This window comes from Klenkia sp. PcliD-1-E (assembly GCF_024124375.1).
In the GTDB taxonomy this organism is placed as follows: domain Bacteria; phylum Actinomycetota; class Actinomycetes; order Mycobacteriales; family Geodermatophilaceae; genus Klenkia.
In genome coordinates this window covers 1-14,190 of record NZ_JAMXRZ010000105.1, presented here as the reverse complement: position 1 = coordinate 14,190, position 14,190 = coordinate 1, and the positions used below count along the sequence as shown (strand labels likewise).

Below are 14,190 nucleotides of genomic sequence, written 5' to 3'. Positions count from 1 at the left end.
CAGCGCCGCGGGCGCGGCACCGAGGGCGCTGGCGCTGCCCCCGACCAGGACGACGCCCAGCGGACCGGGCGGGCCGACGCGCAGCACGGCCGTGGCCCAGGTGGCCCCACCCGCGAGCAGGCCCAGCACCACCGGCAGCAGCACCGGCGACCCGCCGGTCAGCCCGCACAGCGCGACGGCGAGGACCAGCACCGCCCCGCACCCGGCGACCACGCCGGCCCGCCGACGGTAGGACAGCTGGTGGCCGTAGACCGCGGTCAGCCCGCCCAGCGCCGCGGCCGACCCGAGGTCGGCGTGCCCGGCGGCGACCCCCGCGCCCAGCGGCACCGCCACGCACAGCGCCGCCGACAGCGCCCGCCGGCCGGCCGCCGTCCACAGGGCGCGGACCGCGGGCGGGCGGTGGCCCAGCACGTGGTGGACGGCGATCGGCACCCCGTCATGGTCGGCGCACCGCGCCGGGCCGCCGAGCGGCCGCTCCCGGTGGACGGGAAGTGCGACCGGCTTCACGCCGACCACCCGATCGGGCGCGCAGCACGCACAGCCTCGGCGCAGATCCGGCGACTACGGTGCCGCCGTGCACGCCACCGACTGGGACGCCCGCTACGCCGAGAAGCAGCAGTGGTCGGCCGACCCCAACCCGGTCGTCGCGCAGCTGTGCGCCGACCTGCCACCGGGCACCGCCGTCGACCTCGCCGCCGGGGAGGGCCGGCACGCGCTGTGGCTGGCCGCCCGCGGCTGGCGGGTGACCGCCGTGGACTTCTCCGCGGTCGGCCTGGACCGCGGCCGGGCGACCTGGCACGGCCCCGACGTCCTGTGGTCGGTCGCCGACGTCACCACCTGGACGGCGGCCCCGGCGTCGCTGGACCTGGTGCTCGTGGCCTACCTGCACCTGCCCGAGCCGCAGACGACCCACCTGCTCACCCGCGCGGTCGGCTGGCTGCGCCCCGGTGGCCGGCTGCTGGTGCTCGGCCACGACGTGGACAACGTCGCGCACGGCGTCGGCGGGCCGCAGGACACCGCGATCCTGCACTCGGTGCAGCGGCTGGCCCCCGTCGCGGCGCTGCTGGACGTGGACCGGCTGGAGCAGCTGCCCCGCGAGACCCCCGCCGGCACCGCGCTGGACACCCTGCTCTGGGGGCGCCGCCCGGGCTCGAGGTGAAGTGCACCGGGCAGGTGTGGTTCTCTCGTGCCGTGCACCGCCAGGAGCTGACCCGACGCCGCGTCGTCGACTTCGCCCTGGTCTGCACCACCCGCTGTCCCGGCTGACCGCGCCCGCAGCACGCCCCCGCCGGCGATCCCGGCGGTCCTCCCTGCACGCCCGTCTCCGTCCCGAGGACACCCATGCCCACGAGCACCCCCGAGCAGCCCGCAGCCACGAAGTTCGCCTACTGGGTCCCCAACGTCAGCGGCGGCCTGGTCACCTCGACCATCGAGCAGCGCACCGACTGGGGCTTCGACTACAACAAGAAGCTGGCGCAGACCGCCGAGGCCGTCGGCTTCGAGTACGCCCTCTCCCAGGTCCGCTACATGGCCAGCTACGGCGCCGAGTTCCAGCACGAGTCGACGTCGTTCTCCCTGGGCCTGCTGCTGGCCACCGAGCGGCTGAAGGTCATCGCCGCCGTCCACCCCGGCCTCTGGCAGCCCGGCGTGCTGGCCAAGCTGGGCGCCACCGCCGACCACATGAGCGGCGGCCGGTTCGCCGTCAACGTCGTCTCCGGCTGGTTCAAGGGCGAGTTCACCGCCATGGGCGAGCCGTGGCTGGAGCACGACGAGCGCTACCGCCGGGCCGAGGAGTTCATCTCCGCGCTGCGCGGCATCTGGACCGAGGAGGGCTACACCCTCGGCGGCGACTTCTACCGCTTCCGCGACTTCGACCTCAAGCCCAAGCCGCTGGCCAGCGAGGGCCGGCCGCACCCGGAGATCTTCCAGGGCGGCAACTCCACCGCCGCCCGGGCCATGGCCGGCCGGGTCAGCGACTGGTACTTCTCCAACGGCAAGGACCTGGCCGGCATCGACGAGCAGATCCGCGACGTCCGCGCCGTCGCCGACCCGCTGGGCCGCCGGGTGCGGTTCGGGCTCAACGGGTTCGTCATCGCCCGGGACACCGAGGCCGAGGCCCGCGAGACCCTGCGCGAGATCGTCGCCAAGGCGAACAAGCCCGCCGTCCAGGGGTTCCGCGACGCGGTGCAGCAGGCCGGCAGCTCCACCGGGGACAAGCGCGGCATGTGGGCCGACTCCACCTTCGAGGACCTGGTCCAGTACAACGACGGCTTCCGCACCAACCTGATCGGGACGCCGGAGCAGATCGCCGAGCGCATCGTGGAGTTCCGCACGCACGGCGTGGACCTCATCCTCTGCGGGTTCCTCCACTTCCAGGAGGAGGTCGAGACCTTCGGCGCGAAGGTGCTGCCGCTGGTCCGCGAGATGGAGGCCGCGGCCGGGATCGCCCCGACGCAGTTCCAGCCCGCCGTCCCGGCCTGATCCCGGGTACGGTCCCGCCCATGCTCGGCATGGGCGGGACCAACGGCCAGGACGGACGACGACGGCAGCGGCTCGTCGCCGGGATCATCGTGCTGGCGATGGTGCTGGCCGCCGGCGCGGTGCTCTTCTCGATGCTGCTCGGCTGACGTGCCCGCCCTGCCCGAGGGCGTCCGCGAGGCATGGGCAGGGCTGCGTGCCGAGGGCGGCGAGCGCGCGACCGCGGTCGACCTCTACCGCCTCGTCGCCGACGCCCGAGGCGTCAGGCCCGAGGACCTGCCAGCGGAGGAACGGCTCGCGCTCGGGCGGGCCGCGGTCGCCGACCAGTGGGCCGGTTTCCAGCTCGCGCCCGGCAGCGGCCGAGCACCTGAGCCGGGGCGGTTGGCCGACCCCGCCCCGGGGTGGGCGACCCGTTTCGAGAGCTGGGCCGCCGATCTCCGGGGCGCGCTCGGGGGCACGGCCCTGCGCATCGAGCACGTGGGTTCGACGCGGTCCCCGGCCTGGTGTCCAAGCCGGTCGTGGACATCCAGGTCAGCGTGGCCGACCTTCGCCTCGAGGCGGGGTACGTTCCGCAGCTCGAGGGGCTCGGCCTCCAGCTGCGCAGTCGCGACGACCAGCACCGCTACTTCCGGCCCCGCGCAGACCTGCCTCGCCACGTCCATGTGCACGTGTGCCGGGCCGGGTCGGAGTGGGAGCGCGTCCACCTCGAGTTCCGCGACCGTCTGAGGTCCGACCCCGACGCTCGGCGGCGGTACGCGGCGGCGAAGGAGGAGGCGGCCCGGGTCTGGCGTGACGACATGATCGCGTACACCGCTGCCACGACGGACGTGATCCTCGACGTCCTCGACGCCGGCGATCCCTGATCTCGGGACCAGCGGTCGTCGGTAGGCGTTTCCGCGGAAACAGACGACGTGCCCGGACCCGGTCATCCCGGAGCCATTCGGTCAGCGTGTGCCGTGACCGGATCGCTGCCCGGTGACCGGACTGCAGGCCGGTGAGCACATGTGCCGGTGATGGGCCGGATCGTCGTCGGCGACACTGGTCGCCGTGGGTTACGTCGACGTCACCGGGATCCGGTTCACCCTGCCCGACGGGCGGGTGCTGCTCGACGACGTCTCCTTCCGGGTCGGTGACGGCGCGGTCGCCGCGCTGGTGGGGGAGAACGGCGCCGGCAAGACCACGCTGCTGCGGATCATCACCGGCGACCTGGTCCCCGACGCCGGGTCGGTCGCGGTGGTCGGCGGCCTGGGCGTCATGCGTCAGTTCATCGGCTCGGTGCGCGACGCCACCACCGTGCAGCAGTTCCTCGTCGACCTCGCCCCGCCCGCCGTCCGCGAGGCCTGGCACGCCGTCGAGGCCGCCGAGCTGGTGATGATGGAGCGCGACGACGAGCCCACCCAGATGGCCTACGCGAACGCGCTCGCGCACTGGGGCGACGTCGGCGGCTACGACGTCGAGGTCACCTGGGACACCGTCACCGTCGCCGCCCTCGGCGTGCCCTACGAGCGGTGCACGTACCGCGAGCTGCGGACCCTGTCGGGCGGGGAGCAGAAGCGGCTGGCCCTGGAGTGCCTGCTGCGCGGCCCCGACCAGGTGCTGCTGCTGGACGAGCCGGACAACTACCTCGACGTCCCCGGCAAGCGGTGGCTGGAGGCGCGGCTGGCCGAGACCCGCAAGACCGTGCTGTTCGTCAGCCACGACCGCGAGCTGCTGGCCACCGTCGCCACCCGGGTGGTCACCGTCGAGGGCGGGACGGCGTGGGTGCACGGCGGGCGCTGGGCCGACTACCCCGCAGCCCGCGAGGCCCGGCACGAGCGGATGGCCGAGCTGCGGCTGCGCTGGGAGGAGGAGCACCAGCGCCTGGTCGACCTCACCCGCACCATGCAGCAGCAGGCCGCGAACTCCCCGGACATGGCCAACCGCTACCACGCCATGCAGACCCGGCTGGCCAAGTTCGAGGCCGCCGGCCCACCGCCCGAGCGCCCGCCGCAGCAGGAGGTCTCGATGCGGCTGCGGGGCGGGCGCACCGGCGTGCGGGTGCTGGTCGCCGCCGACCTGGAGCTGACCGGGTTGATGCAGCCCTTCGACGTCGAGCTCGACTACGGCGACCGGGTCGCCGTCCTGGGCTCCAACGGGGCCGGCAAGTCGCACTTCCTGCGGTTGCTCGCCGGTCAGGACGTCGACCACACCGGCACGTGGAAGCTCGGCGCCCGCGTCGTCCCCGGGTTCTTCGCCCAGACCCACGCCCACCCGGAGTGGATGGACCGCACCCTCACCGACCTGCTCTGGCACGGCGAGCCCGGTCGGCCGGGCATCGACCGGGGGAGGGCGATGGCCGTGCTGCGCCGCTACGGCCTGGCCGCCGCGGGTGACTCGCTGTTCCGGTCGCTGTCCGGTGGCCAGCAGGCCCGCTTCCAGGTGCTGCTGCTGGAGCTCTCCGGCGCCACCCTGCTGCTGCTCGACGAGCCCACCGACAACCTCGACGTGCTGTCGGCCGAGTCCCTGGAGCAGGCGCTGGCCGCCTTCGACGGCACCGTCGTCGCGGTCACCCACGACCGCTGGTTCGCCCGGTCCTTCGACCGTTTCCTGGTCTTCGGCTCCGACGGGCGGGTCCGGGAGGCGACCGAGCCGGTGTTCGACGAGGCCCGGGTGGAGCGCGCCCGGTGAGGTGGCGCAACTGGGCCGGCAACCAGCGGGCCGCGGGCATCGAGGTCCGCCGTCCGCGGGGCACCGGCGAGATCGCCACGGTGCTGCACGAGGCCACCGTCGCCGGCCGCCGGGTGCGCCCGATCGGCAGCGGCCACTCCTTCTCCGGCATCGGCCGGCCGGAGCAGGTGCAGCTGGTGCTCGACCGGCACGCCGACCTGGTCGACATCACCCCCGACGGCCTGGTCACGGTGCAGGCCGGCATGACCCTGCACCGGTTGAACGGGGTCCTCGCCCGCGAGGGCTGGGCGCTGACCAACCTGGGCGACATCGACCGGCAGACCGTCGCCGGGGCGCTGTCCACCGGCACGCACGGCACCGGTGCGGCCTTCGGCGGCCTGGCCACCCAGGTGCGGGCGCTGCAGCTGGTCACCGCCGACGGCACCGTGCTCGACTGCTCGGCCGACCAGCACCCCGACGTGTTCTCCGCCGCCCGGCTGGGCCTGGGCGCCCTCGGCGTGCTCAGCACGGTGACCCTGCAGGCGGTGCCGGCGTTCGCGCTCGCCATGGTCGAGCAACCGATGCCGCTGGCGGAGGTGCTGGCCGACCTCGACGGGTTCATGACGTCGGCCGACCACGTCGAGTTCCACTGGTTCGGCCACACGACCACCTGTCTGACCAAGCGCAACACCCGGGTGCCGCTGTCCGAGGGCCTGACCCCGCTGCCGCGGTGGCAGGCGCTGTGGGAGGACGAGGTGCTCGCCAACGCCGCCTACGCCGGGGTCATCGCCGCCGGCCGGGCGGTGCCCGCGCTGGTGCCGCCGCTGGCCCGGTTCGCCTCCACCGCGCTCAGCCCCCGGAGCGCGACCGACCTGTCGCACCGGGTCTTCGTCTCCACCCGCCGGTTCCGCTTCCGGGAGTGCGAGTACGCGGTCCCCCGCGATGCCGTCCCCGACCTGCTGCGGGAGCTGGGCCGGTTGACCGAGCTGCGCGGGTGGCGGCTGCCGATCCCCACCGAGGTCCGTTACGCCGCGGCCGACGACGTCCCGCTGTCCACCGCGCAGGGCCGGGACACCGCCTACGTCGCGGTGCACGTGCCGGCCCGCAGCGACCCCACCGACGTCTTCGCGACGTTCGAGGGGCTCGCCGGGGAGGTCGGCGGCCGGCCGCACTGGGGCAAGGAGCACGGCCTGGACGCCGCCGTCCTGGCGCAGCGCTACCCCCGGTTCGGCGAGTTCGTCGCCGTGCGCGACCGGCTGGACCCCGCCGGGACGCTGTCCAACGCCTACCTCGAGCGCGTGCTGGGCGCGCCGGCCGGGCCGCGCTGAGGTCAGGGACCGCCGATGGCGGCCAGCTCGTCGAGCTCGGCCGGGCCCAGCACCCGCGCGGCGGCCTCCAGGTTCTGCTCCAGGTGCGCCACCGACGAGGTGCCGGGGATGAGCAGCACGTTGGGGGAGCGGGCCAGCAACCAGGCCAGCGCCACCTGCATCGGGGTGGTCCCCAGCCGGCCGGCCACCGACTCCAGCGCGTGCGACTGCAGCGGCGTGAACCCGCCGAGGGGGAAGAACGGCACGTACGCGATGCCCTCGCGGGCCAGCGCGTCGACCATCGCGTCGTCGTCCCGGTGCACCAGGTTGTAGTGGTTCTGCACGCACACCACCGGCGCGATCGAGCGGGCCTCGGCCAGCATCGTGGTGCTGACGTTGCTGATGCCGATGTGCTGCACCAGGCCCTCGGCCTGCAGCGCGGCCATCGTCTCCATCGGCTCGGCCACCGAGCGCTCGACCGGCTCGGCGAACCCGGGCATCCGCAGGTTGACCACGTGCAGGGAGTCCAGGCCCAGGTGGTCGAGGTTGTCGTGCACGGCCTGCCGCAGCTCGTCGGCGCCCAGCGCCTCGGGCCACTCACCCTCCGGCGTGCGCCGGGCGCCGATCTTGGTCGTGATGGTGAGCTGATCGGGGTAGGGGTGCAGCGCCTCGCGGATGATCTCGTTGGTCACGTGCGGGCCGTAGTAGTCGCTGGTGTCGACGTGGTCGATGCCCAGCTCCACCGCCCGGCGCAGCACCGCCACCGCCGCGTCCCGGTCGGCCGGTGGACCCATCACGTGCGGACCGGCCAGCTGCATCGCGCCGTAGCCCATCCGCTGCACGGTGCGGTCGCCGAGCCGGTAGGACCCGGCGTGGTCTGCCCTCGTCGTCATGGGTCCGGTCTACCCCCGCAGGACGGTCAGCGCGCGGTGACGCAGGCGGTCTCGCGCTCCCACACGTCGACGTCGGCGACCACCGGGTCGGGGCTGGCGGCGTCGGCCCGCTCGGTGCGGAGCGCGACCGAGCACAGCGCGGCCCCGGCCAACGCGAGCACCGCTCCCACCCAGATCGGCGCGGTGTACCCCTGGCCGGCGGTCAGCACGGCGGCGCCCAGCGCCGCCCCCAGGGCGTTGGCCACGTTGAACGCGCCCTGGTTGGCCGCCGACACCAGCGATCCGCCGCGCACCCGGGCCGCCTCGATGACCTTGTTCTGCACCACCGGGCCGGCGGCGAAGGACACCGCGCCGAACAGCACCAGCAGGACGACGGCCGCGACCTGCGTGCGCGCGGTGAGCGCGAACGCGGCCAGCAGCACGGCACTGACCACGAGGCTCCCCAGCACCGCGCGCAGGCCGAACCGGTCCCCGAACCGGCCGCCGGCCAGCATGCCGACCGTGGTGCCGATGCCGAACAACGCCAGCACCGGGGTCACCCAAGCCTCGGGCAGACCGCCGAGCTCGGTGAGGATCGGCGAGACGTAGGAGTACACGGCGAACAGCGCGGCGAACCCGATCATGGTCACGCCCAGCACCATCCAGACCTGCCGGCGGCGGAAGGCGCGCAGCTCGCTGCGCAGGTCGGTGGCCTCGCCCGCCACGGCCGGCATCCAGGCCAGAAGGCCGGCGATGGTCACCAGCCCGATCGCCGCGCACGCCGCGGGCACCAGCCGCCAGCTGGCCTGCTGGGCGACGAACGTGCCGAGCGGGACGCCGACGACGTTGGCCACGGTCAGCCCGGCGAACATCAGGGAGATGGCCTGGGTGGCCTTCTCGCGGGGGACGAGCCGGCGGGCGGCCACCGCGCCGACGCCGAAGAAGGACCCGTGCGCCAGCGCCGTGACCACGCGGGCGACGACGAGCAGGCCGTAGGTGGGGGCCAGCGCGGACAGCACGTTGCCCACCACGAAGACCGCCATCAACCCGACGAGGGTCTGCTTGGGGGTGAACCGGACGCCGAGCGCGGTCAGCGTCGGGGCGCCGACCACCACGCCCACGGCGTACGCGCTGATCAGCAGGCCGACCGCGGAGACCGACACGTCCAGGCCGTCGGCGATCTGGGGCAGCATGCCCATGACGACGAACTCGGTCGTGCCGATGCCGAAGGCACCGATGGACAGGGCGAGCAGGGCGCGGGGCACAGCAGGGTCCTCACGGGGCAGGTGGTCGGGACGTCTGCTGGGGCCAAGGCCCGATCGCGTCCTAGCCATCCACGATCCCCGATGACCCCGGTCACGTGACCACCGCCGTCCCGGCGCGGTTGTCGGAACCGGACGGTGACGGAACGGCATGGACACGCGCGGCCGAGGTGTCGCTCCCCACCGTGGACGTTTCGTCACGCGGCGTCATTCGGCCCGCAGTACATGGCCCCTGTGCACCCACGACGTCACGGACGGTCGCTGATTGGCAGATGTGGTGGTGATCTGGATCACGAAACCCCAGTGATCCTGGTCCCGATCTGGTCACAGCTAGATCACGGCATGTTTAAGTGGGTCCCGCCCTCCCCCCGAGACCCACTGACGAAAGCCAGGTGCATGAACCCGCAACACCCGGAACACCTCCTGGCGACGGGCAGGGATCGGCAGGTCGGCACGGTGGTGTCGGACGACGTCCGCAACCCCTCGACCGGTGAGTGGAACGCCATCGTCGGCGTCTGGGCCGACGAGTTCGACGCCCACCCCGTCGTGGTGCAGGGTCCGGCGACCGAGGCCGCGCTGCGTGCCATCACCGCCCGCGACCTCCTCGACCACGTCACCGGCGACGCCGAGGACACCCGCCCGGTCCCGCACGCCACGGCCGCCGACGGCGACGTCGTCCTCGCCGACGAGCCGCGCGAGGACGTGGAGGTGTCCGCCGCCGAGATCATCGCCGCCATCGCCGAGGGCCGCGTGCCCCGCGGGCGGCACCGCCCGGCCAAGCCCGCCCGGACCCGGTCGCTGGCCGGCCCGGCGCGGATGCGCAAGCCCACCCTCTACCTGGCCGCCGCGCTGGCCGGCGCGACCGGCGTCGGGCTGCTCACCGCCGGTGGTCCCGAGGCGCAGGCCGACCCCGCCGTCACCGCCGCGGAGGCCTCGGCCGCGCAGGCGACCAGCGTGGCCGACGCGCTCGGTCTGCAGGCCCCCGACCCGGCCGTCGTCGAGAGCGACGCGGTGGCCCAGCTGCAGCAGATGGCCGCCAGCCGCGCGCAGCGCGAGGACGCCCAGGCCGCCGCCCAGCAGACCCAGGCCGCCGCCGACCAGGCCGCGATCGCCGCTGCCGAGGAGGCCGCCCGCCCCAAGGCCGTCCTCCCGGTCGACGGCGCCCGGCTGTCGAGCACCTTCGGCTACCGCTGGGGCACCCTGCACGCCGGCATCGACCTCGCCGCCCCGATCGGCACGCCGGAGTACGCGGCCATGGACGGCGTCGTCGTCAAGGCCGGCCCGGCCAGCGGCTTCGGTCTGGCCGTCTACATCCAGCACGAGAACGGCGACGTCACCGTCTACGGCCACATGGAGGAGATCCTGGTCTCCGAGGGCCAGGCGGTGCAGGCCGGCGACACCATCGCGCTGCTGGGCAACCGTGGCCAGTCCACCGGGCCCCACCTGCACTTCGAGGTGCACGTGGGCGGCATCGACGGCGAGAAGGTGGACCCGATCCCCTACATGGCGCAGCGGGGCGTCGTCATCGGCTGACCCCGCGGTGGGGCACACTCCTGGCATGCAGCGCGTCGCATGCGAGAGGGTGACCTGATGGGTCACGACCACGCGCATGCCCACGTGCCGGCCGGCGGCACCGCCTCGGCGGGGTACCGCCGCCGCCTGGCGCTGGTCCTCGGCATCACCGCCACCGTGCTGGTGGTGCAGGCCGTCGGGGCGGTGCTGTCCGGGTCGCTCGCGCTGCTCGCCGACGCCGCGCACATGGCCACCGACACCCTCGGCATCGCCCTGGCCCTCGGCGCGGTGACCCTCGCCCAGCGACCGGCCTCGGGCCGGCGGACCTTCGGGTGGCAGCGCGTCGAGGTGCTGGCCGCCGTCGGCAACGGCCTGCTGCTCGTCGGCGTCGGCGCCTACGTGGTGGTCGAGGCGGTGCGCCGGATCGGCGACCCGCCGGAGATCCGCTCCGGCCTCATGCTCTCGGTTGCCGTCCTCGGCCTGGTGGCCAACCTGGTGTCCATGGCCCTGCTGCGCCGCGGCCAGGGCGAGTCGCTGAACATGCGCGGCGCCTACCTCGAGGTGCTCGGTGACGCGCTCGGGTCGGTGGCGGTCATCGTGGCCGCGGTCGTCATCGCCACGACCGGGTGGACCGGCGCCGACGTCGTCGCCTCCTTCGTGGTCGGCGCACTCGTGCTGCCACGCGCCTGGTCGCTGCTGCGGGACGCCCTCGACGTGCTGCTGGAGGCCGCGCCCCGCGGGGTCGACCTCGCCGACGTCCGCGCGCACATCCTCGGCGTGGACGGCGTCCTGGACGTGCACGACCTGCACGCATGGACGATCACCTCGGGGCTGCCGGTGCTGTCGGCGCACGTGGTGGTCACCGAGGACGTCCTCGCCGACGGCCACGGCGGCCGGGTGCTCGACGCGCTCTGCGCGTGCCTGGGTGGGCACTTCGACGTCGAGCACTGCACCTTCCAGCTGGAGTCGGCCTCCCACCGGGCGCACGAGGCCCCGGTGCACGACTGACCCCGGTGCGCGACTGGTCCGGGGTGCGCAGGTGCACCATGGGGGAGTGCACGACCACTCGGACATGTGGATGCCCACCGACCCGCCCACGTGGGCGCGGCTGTTCACCCCGCACCTCGACGGCTGGTCCTGGGTCGCCTACCTGACCGTCGCCGCGGTCGTCGCCTACCTGGTCGGCCTGGCCCGGCTGCGGCGTGCGGGGGTCCGCTGGCCCTGGTGGCGCACGCTGTCCTTCGTCACCGGTGCGCTCTCGCTGTTCGCGGTGACCGGCACCGAGCTGCACGGGTACTCGATGATGTTGTTCAGCGTGCACATGGCCCAGCACATGGTGCTGTCGATGGTCTCGCCGCTGCTGCTGCTGCTCGGCTCCCCGGTGACCATGGCGCTGCGTACCCTCCCCCGGGGGAGGGGCACCGCCGGCGTCCCGCGGGCGCTGCTGCTGGAGGCGCTGCACAGCCGCGTCGCCCGGTTCGTCTCGCACCCCGGCTTCACGATCCCGCTGTTCGTCGTGAGCCTCTACGGCGTCTACTTCACCCCGGTCTTCGACGACCTGATGGCCGACCCGCTGGGCCACCAGTTCATGCTGGCCCACTTCCTGGTCACCGGGCTGCTGTTCTTCGGCCCGATCCTCGGCGCCGACCCCTGGCCGCGGACGACCGGGCACGCCGGCCGGATGCTCGAGCTGCTGCTGCCGATGCCCTTCCACGCCTTCTTCGGCGTCGCGATCATGATGGCCGGGAGCCTGCTGGTGGAGACCTTCGCGAACCCGCCGGCGAGCTGGGGCGTCGACCCGCTGGCCGACCAGAACACCGCCGGGGCCATCGCGTGGTCCTTCGGCGAGCTGCCCACCGTGCTGGTGCTCGCCGTCGTGTTCTTCCAGTGGGCCGGCTCCGAGCAGCGTCGCAACCGCTCCCGCGAGCGCACGATCGACCGGGTGGGCGACGCCGAGCTGGACGCCTACAACGCCCGGCTGCGCGCGATGGCCGCCGGCCGGCAGGCCTGACGGCCGCGGTGCCGCTCGCGCTCACGCTGCTCGCCGACACCCACCTGCCCCGTCGGGCGAAGGACCTGCCCGGGCAGGTGTGGGCCGCCGTGGAGTCCGCCGACGTCGTGCTGCACGCCGGCGACTGGGTCGACGTCGCGCTGCTCGACGAACTGGAGCGGCGGTCGCGCCGGGTCGTCGGCGTGGTGGGCAACAACGACCACGGCGAGCTGCGCGACCGGCTCCCGGAGGTCGCCCGGGTCGACCTGGACGGCGTCGCCACCGCCGTCGTGCACGAGACCGGTGCCGCGGCCGGCCGGGAGGCCCGCTGCGCCGCCGCGTTCCCGGACGTCGACCTGCTCGTGTTCGGGCACAGCCACATCCCCTGGGACACCACCGCACCCGGGGGGCTCCGGCTGCTGAACCCCGGCTCGCCGACCGACCGACGACGGCAGCCGCACTGCACCTACCTGACCGCGGTCGCCGACGCCGGGGCGCTGCGCGACGTCGTGCTGCACCGGCTCCCGCCCCGCCGGTGAGCCCGCCCCTGCCCCCGGCCGCGGTCGCCCTGCTGGCCTGTCCGGTCTGCGGCGCCGCCCTGGCCACCGACGACCACGGGGTGCGCTGCCCGGCCGGGCACGCCTTCGACCGGGCGCGGCAGGGCCACCTGACGCTGCTGCCACCGGGCGGCAGCCCGCACTCCGGCGACTCCGCGGCGATGGTCGCCGACCGGGTTGCCTTCCTGGCCGCCGGCCACTACGCCGGGGTCACCGCAGCGCTGGCCGACGCCGTCCTGGCCGACGGGCCGCCCGGCAGCGTGCTGGACCTGGGCGGGGGGACCGGTGCGCACCTGGCCGGGGTGCTGGACGCCGCCCCCGGCGCGGTCGGCGTCTGCCTGGACGTCTCCCGCTACGCCGCCCGGCGGGCGGCCCGGGCGCACCCGCGGGCGATCGCGGTGGTGGCCGACACCTGGGCCGGGCTGCCGGTCCGCGACGGCGCCGTCGACCGGGTGCTGGTGGTCTTCGCCCCGCGCAACGGGCCGGAGACCGCCCGGGTGCTGGCCCCGGGCGGGCGGCTGGTGGTGGTGACGCCGGCCGCCGACCACCTCGGCGAGCTGGTCGGCCCCCTGGGCCTGCTGTCGGTCGACCCGGCCAAGGCCGAGCGGCTGGCCGGTGCGCTGGAGCCGCACCTGGTGCGCACCGCGTCGTGCGTGCACCGGGAGGAGCTGCGGCTGGACCGGGACGCCGTCGCTGTGCTGGTGGGCATGGGTCCGCACGCCCGGCACCTGGGCAGTACGGAGCTGGGGGAGCGGCTGGCCCGGCTGCCCGACCCGGTGGCCGTGACCGTGGCGGTCGACGTCACCACCTACCGGCGGGACTGATCCCGGACACGCGGACGGGGGCCCGGCCTGTGGGACCGGGCCCCCGTCGGAGGTCCTGCGGAGCGCGGCGCGGGGCCGCGCCCGTCAGCGGGTGACGCTCTTGCGGCCGGAGACCGCCACGTACACGCCGAGGACGATGATCGCGCCGACGATGGAGCCGATCCAGCCCGCGGTGCCGAGCTCGAAGCCGTTGCCGCTGATCAGCGAGCCGAGCAGGTTGCCGACGAAGGAGCCGATGATGCCGAGCACGATCGTGGCGACCACGGACATGCTCTGCTTGCCGGGGATGACGGCGCGGGCGATGAAGCCGGCCACGGCGCCGATGACGAGCAGGACGATGATGTTCCAGAGCACGGGGACCTCCCAGGGGTGACGGCTGATGCCGTCGGCGCCGGTCTCTCCAGCGCGGCTGCTGTGTGTCCCCGATGCCTCACCGCCAAACCCCGGGACGATCACGACCTGGTCTCGGAACCCTCCCGGCCACCCGGACGGGTGACCCGTCCGCGCAGGTCGGCGAGGGGGTCGAGCACCCTGCGCCGGGCCCCGCGACGCACCGTCGGAGAACGCCCCCCGGACCACCCCACCGGGGGCGTGCACACCGTCTAAGCTCCGGGGCGTGACGATCGCTCCTGCCCCGATCGTGAGCCGTCCTTCGCCGGTTCACGTGGCCGAGAAGGGTTCGCGGCTGTCGATGCTGCTGCGGACGACGGATCACAAGGTGATCGGGTTGATGTACCTGGCC

At 74.5% G+C, this 14,190-nt stretch carries 15 protein-coding genes; 11 read left to right on the top strand and 4 right to left on the bottom strand.

What is annotated here, in order from left to right; genetic code table 11:
* A partial coding sequence (locus tag NH342_RS17815) for a hypothetical protein (RefSeq protein ID WP_253016797.1) occupies positions 1 to 432 on the bottom strand: 432 nt, incomplete at its 3' end.
* Positions 433 to 574: 142 nt separating this feature from the next.
* Between NH342_RS17815 and NH342_RS17810 the strand changes: the two genes are divergently transcribed.
* The 6 genes from NH342_RS17810 (at position 575) to NH342_RS17790 (ending at position 6,452) form a co-directional block, all read left to right on the top strand.
* On the top strand, positions 575 to 1,159 hold the full coding sequence (locus tag NH342_RS17810; RefSeq protein WP_253016795.1) for a class I SAM-dependent methyltransferase: 585 nt from the start codon (positions 575 to 577) through the stop codon (positions 1,157 to 1,159).
* A gap of 182 nt (positions 1,160 to 1,341) precedes the next feature.
* A complete protein-coding gene (gene sfnG / locus NH342_RS17805) occupies positions 1,342 to 2,481 on the top strand; it encodes a dimethylsulfone monooxygenase SfnG (protein WP_253016793.1) in 1,140 nt (379 codons plus the stop codon).
* A gap of 20 nt (positions 2,482 to 2,501) precedes the next feature.
* Entirely contained in the window at positions 2,502 to 2,627 is a 126-nt protein-coding gene (locus NH342_RS23685) for a hypothetical protein (RefSeq protein WP_256480674.1), read from the top strand.
* A 252-nt stretch (positions 2,628 to 2,879) separates the two neighbouring features.
* Positions 2,880 to 3,341: a GrpB family protein gene (locus NH342_RS17800; RefSeq protein ID WP_308200689.1), complete on the top strand. Its 462-nt coding sequence runs from the start codon at positions 2,880 to 2,882 to the stop codon at positions 3,339 to 3,341.
* 184 nt (positions 3,342 to 3,525) lie between these two features.
* The gene (locus NH342_RS17795) at positions 3,526 to 5,145 is read left to right on the top strand and encodes an ABC-F family ATP-binding cassette domain-containing protein (protein WP_253016789.1); all 1,620 of its coding nucleotides are present in this window, start codon (positions 3,526 to 3,528) and stop codon (positions 5,143 to 5,145) included.
* Positions 5,142 to 6,452 (top strand): D-arabinono-1,4-lactone oxidase, encoded by a 1,311-nt coding sequence (locus tag NH342_RS17790; RefSeq protein WP_253016787.1) that lies wholly within the window; start codon positions 5,142 to 5,144, stop codon positions 6,450 to 6,452. The genes NH342_RS17795 and NH342_RS17790 overlap by 4 nt, the downstream gene beginning before the upstream one ends.
* A 2-nt stretch (positions 6,453 to 6,454) precedes the next feature.
* Here the strand turns inward: NH342_RS17790 and NH342_RS17785 are convergent, their stop codons facing one another.
* Positions 6,455 to 7,324, bottom strand: a complete 870-nt coding sequence (locus NH342_RS17785) for an oxidoreductase (RefSeq protein ID WP_253016785.1) — start codon at positions 7,322 to 7,324, stop codon at positions 6,455 to 6,457.
* A gap of 26 nt (positions 7,325 to 7,350) precedes the next feature.
* The gene (locus tag NH342_RS17780) at positions 7,351 to 8,568 is read right to left on the bottom strand and encodes an MFS transporter (RefSeq protein WP_253016783.1); all 1,218 of its coding nucleotides are present in this window, start codon (positions 8,566 to 8,568) and stop codon (positions 7,351 to 7,353) included.
* A 453-nt stretch (positions 8,569 to 9,021) separates the two neighbouring features.
* On the opposite strand from NH342_RS17780, the gene NH342_RS17775 reads away from it, so the two are divergent.
* Genes NH342_RS17775 through NH342_RS17755 form a run of 5 tightly spaced genes read left to right on the top strand, consistent with a single transcriptional unit; the run spans position 9,022 to position 13,448 of the window.
* A complete protein-coding gene (locus NH342_RS17775; RefSeq protein ID WP_253016781.1) occupies positions 9,022 to 10,098 on the top strand; it encodes a peptidoglycan DD-metalloendopeptidase family protein in 1,077 nt (358 codons plus the stop codon).
* 57 nt (positions 10,099 to 10,155) lie between these two features.
* Positions 10,156 to 11,085, top strand: a complete 930-nt coding sequence (locus tag NH342_RS17770) for a cation diffusion facilitator family transporter (RefSeq protein WP_253016779.1) — start codon at positions 10,156 to 10,158, stop codon at positions 11,083 to 11,085.
* 46 nt (positions 11,086 to 11,131) lie between these two features.
* Complete coding sequence (locus tag NH342_RS17765; RefSeq protein ID WP_253016777.1) at positions 11,132 to 12,088, top strand: cytochrome c oxidase assembly protein; 957 nt, start codon at positions 11,132 to 11,134, stop codon at positions 12,086 to 12,088.
* Positions 12,089 to 12,096: 8 nt separating this feature from the next.
* Positions 12,097 to 12,606, top strand: coding sequence for a metallophosphoesterase (locus NH342_RS17760; protein WP_253016775.1), 510 nt, complete (start codon positions 12,097 to 12,099; stop codon positions 12,604 to 12,606).
* Positions 12,603 to 13,448, top strand: coding sequence for a putative RNA methyltransferase (locus NH342_RS17755; RefSeq protein ID WP_253016773.1), 846 nt, complete (start codon positions 12,603 to 12,605; stop codon positions 13,446 to 13,448). Before NH342_RS17760 ends, NH342_RS17755 begins: the two co-directional genes overlap by 4 nt.
* A gap of 84 nt (positions 13,449 to 13,532) precedes the next feature.
* On the opposite strand, the gene NH342_RS17750 is transcribed toward NH342_RS17755, so the two are convergent.
* Positions 13,533 to 13,802, bottom strand: a complete 270-nt coding sequence (locus NH342_RS17750) for a GlsB/YeaQ/YmgE family stress response membrane protein (protein WP_253016771.1) — start codon at positions 13,800 to 13,802, stop codon at positions 13,533 to 13,535.
* Between the last annotated feature and the right edge of the window lie 388 nt (positions 13,803 to 14,190).

Excerpts from the sequence above, each read along its gene's own strand:
- NH342_RS17785 (WP_253016785.1), bottom strand. The coding sequence starts at position 7,324 with ATGACGACGAGGGCAGACCACGCCGGGTCCTACCGGCTCGGCGACCGC.
- sfnG (WP_253016793.1), top strand. The coding sequence starts at position 1,342 with ATGCCCACGAGCACCCCCGAGCAGCCCGCAGCCACGAAGTTCGCCTAC.
- NH342_RS23685 (WP_256480674.1), top strand. The coding sequence starts at position 2,502 with ATGCTCGGCATGGGCGGGACCAACGGCCAGGACGGACGACGACGGCAG.
- NH342_RS17770 (WP_253016779.1), top strand. The coding sequence starts at position 10,156 with ATGGGTCACGACCACGCGCATGCCCACGTGCCGGCCGGCGGCACCGCC.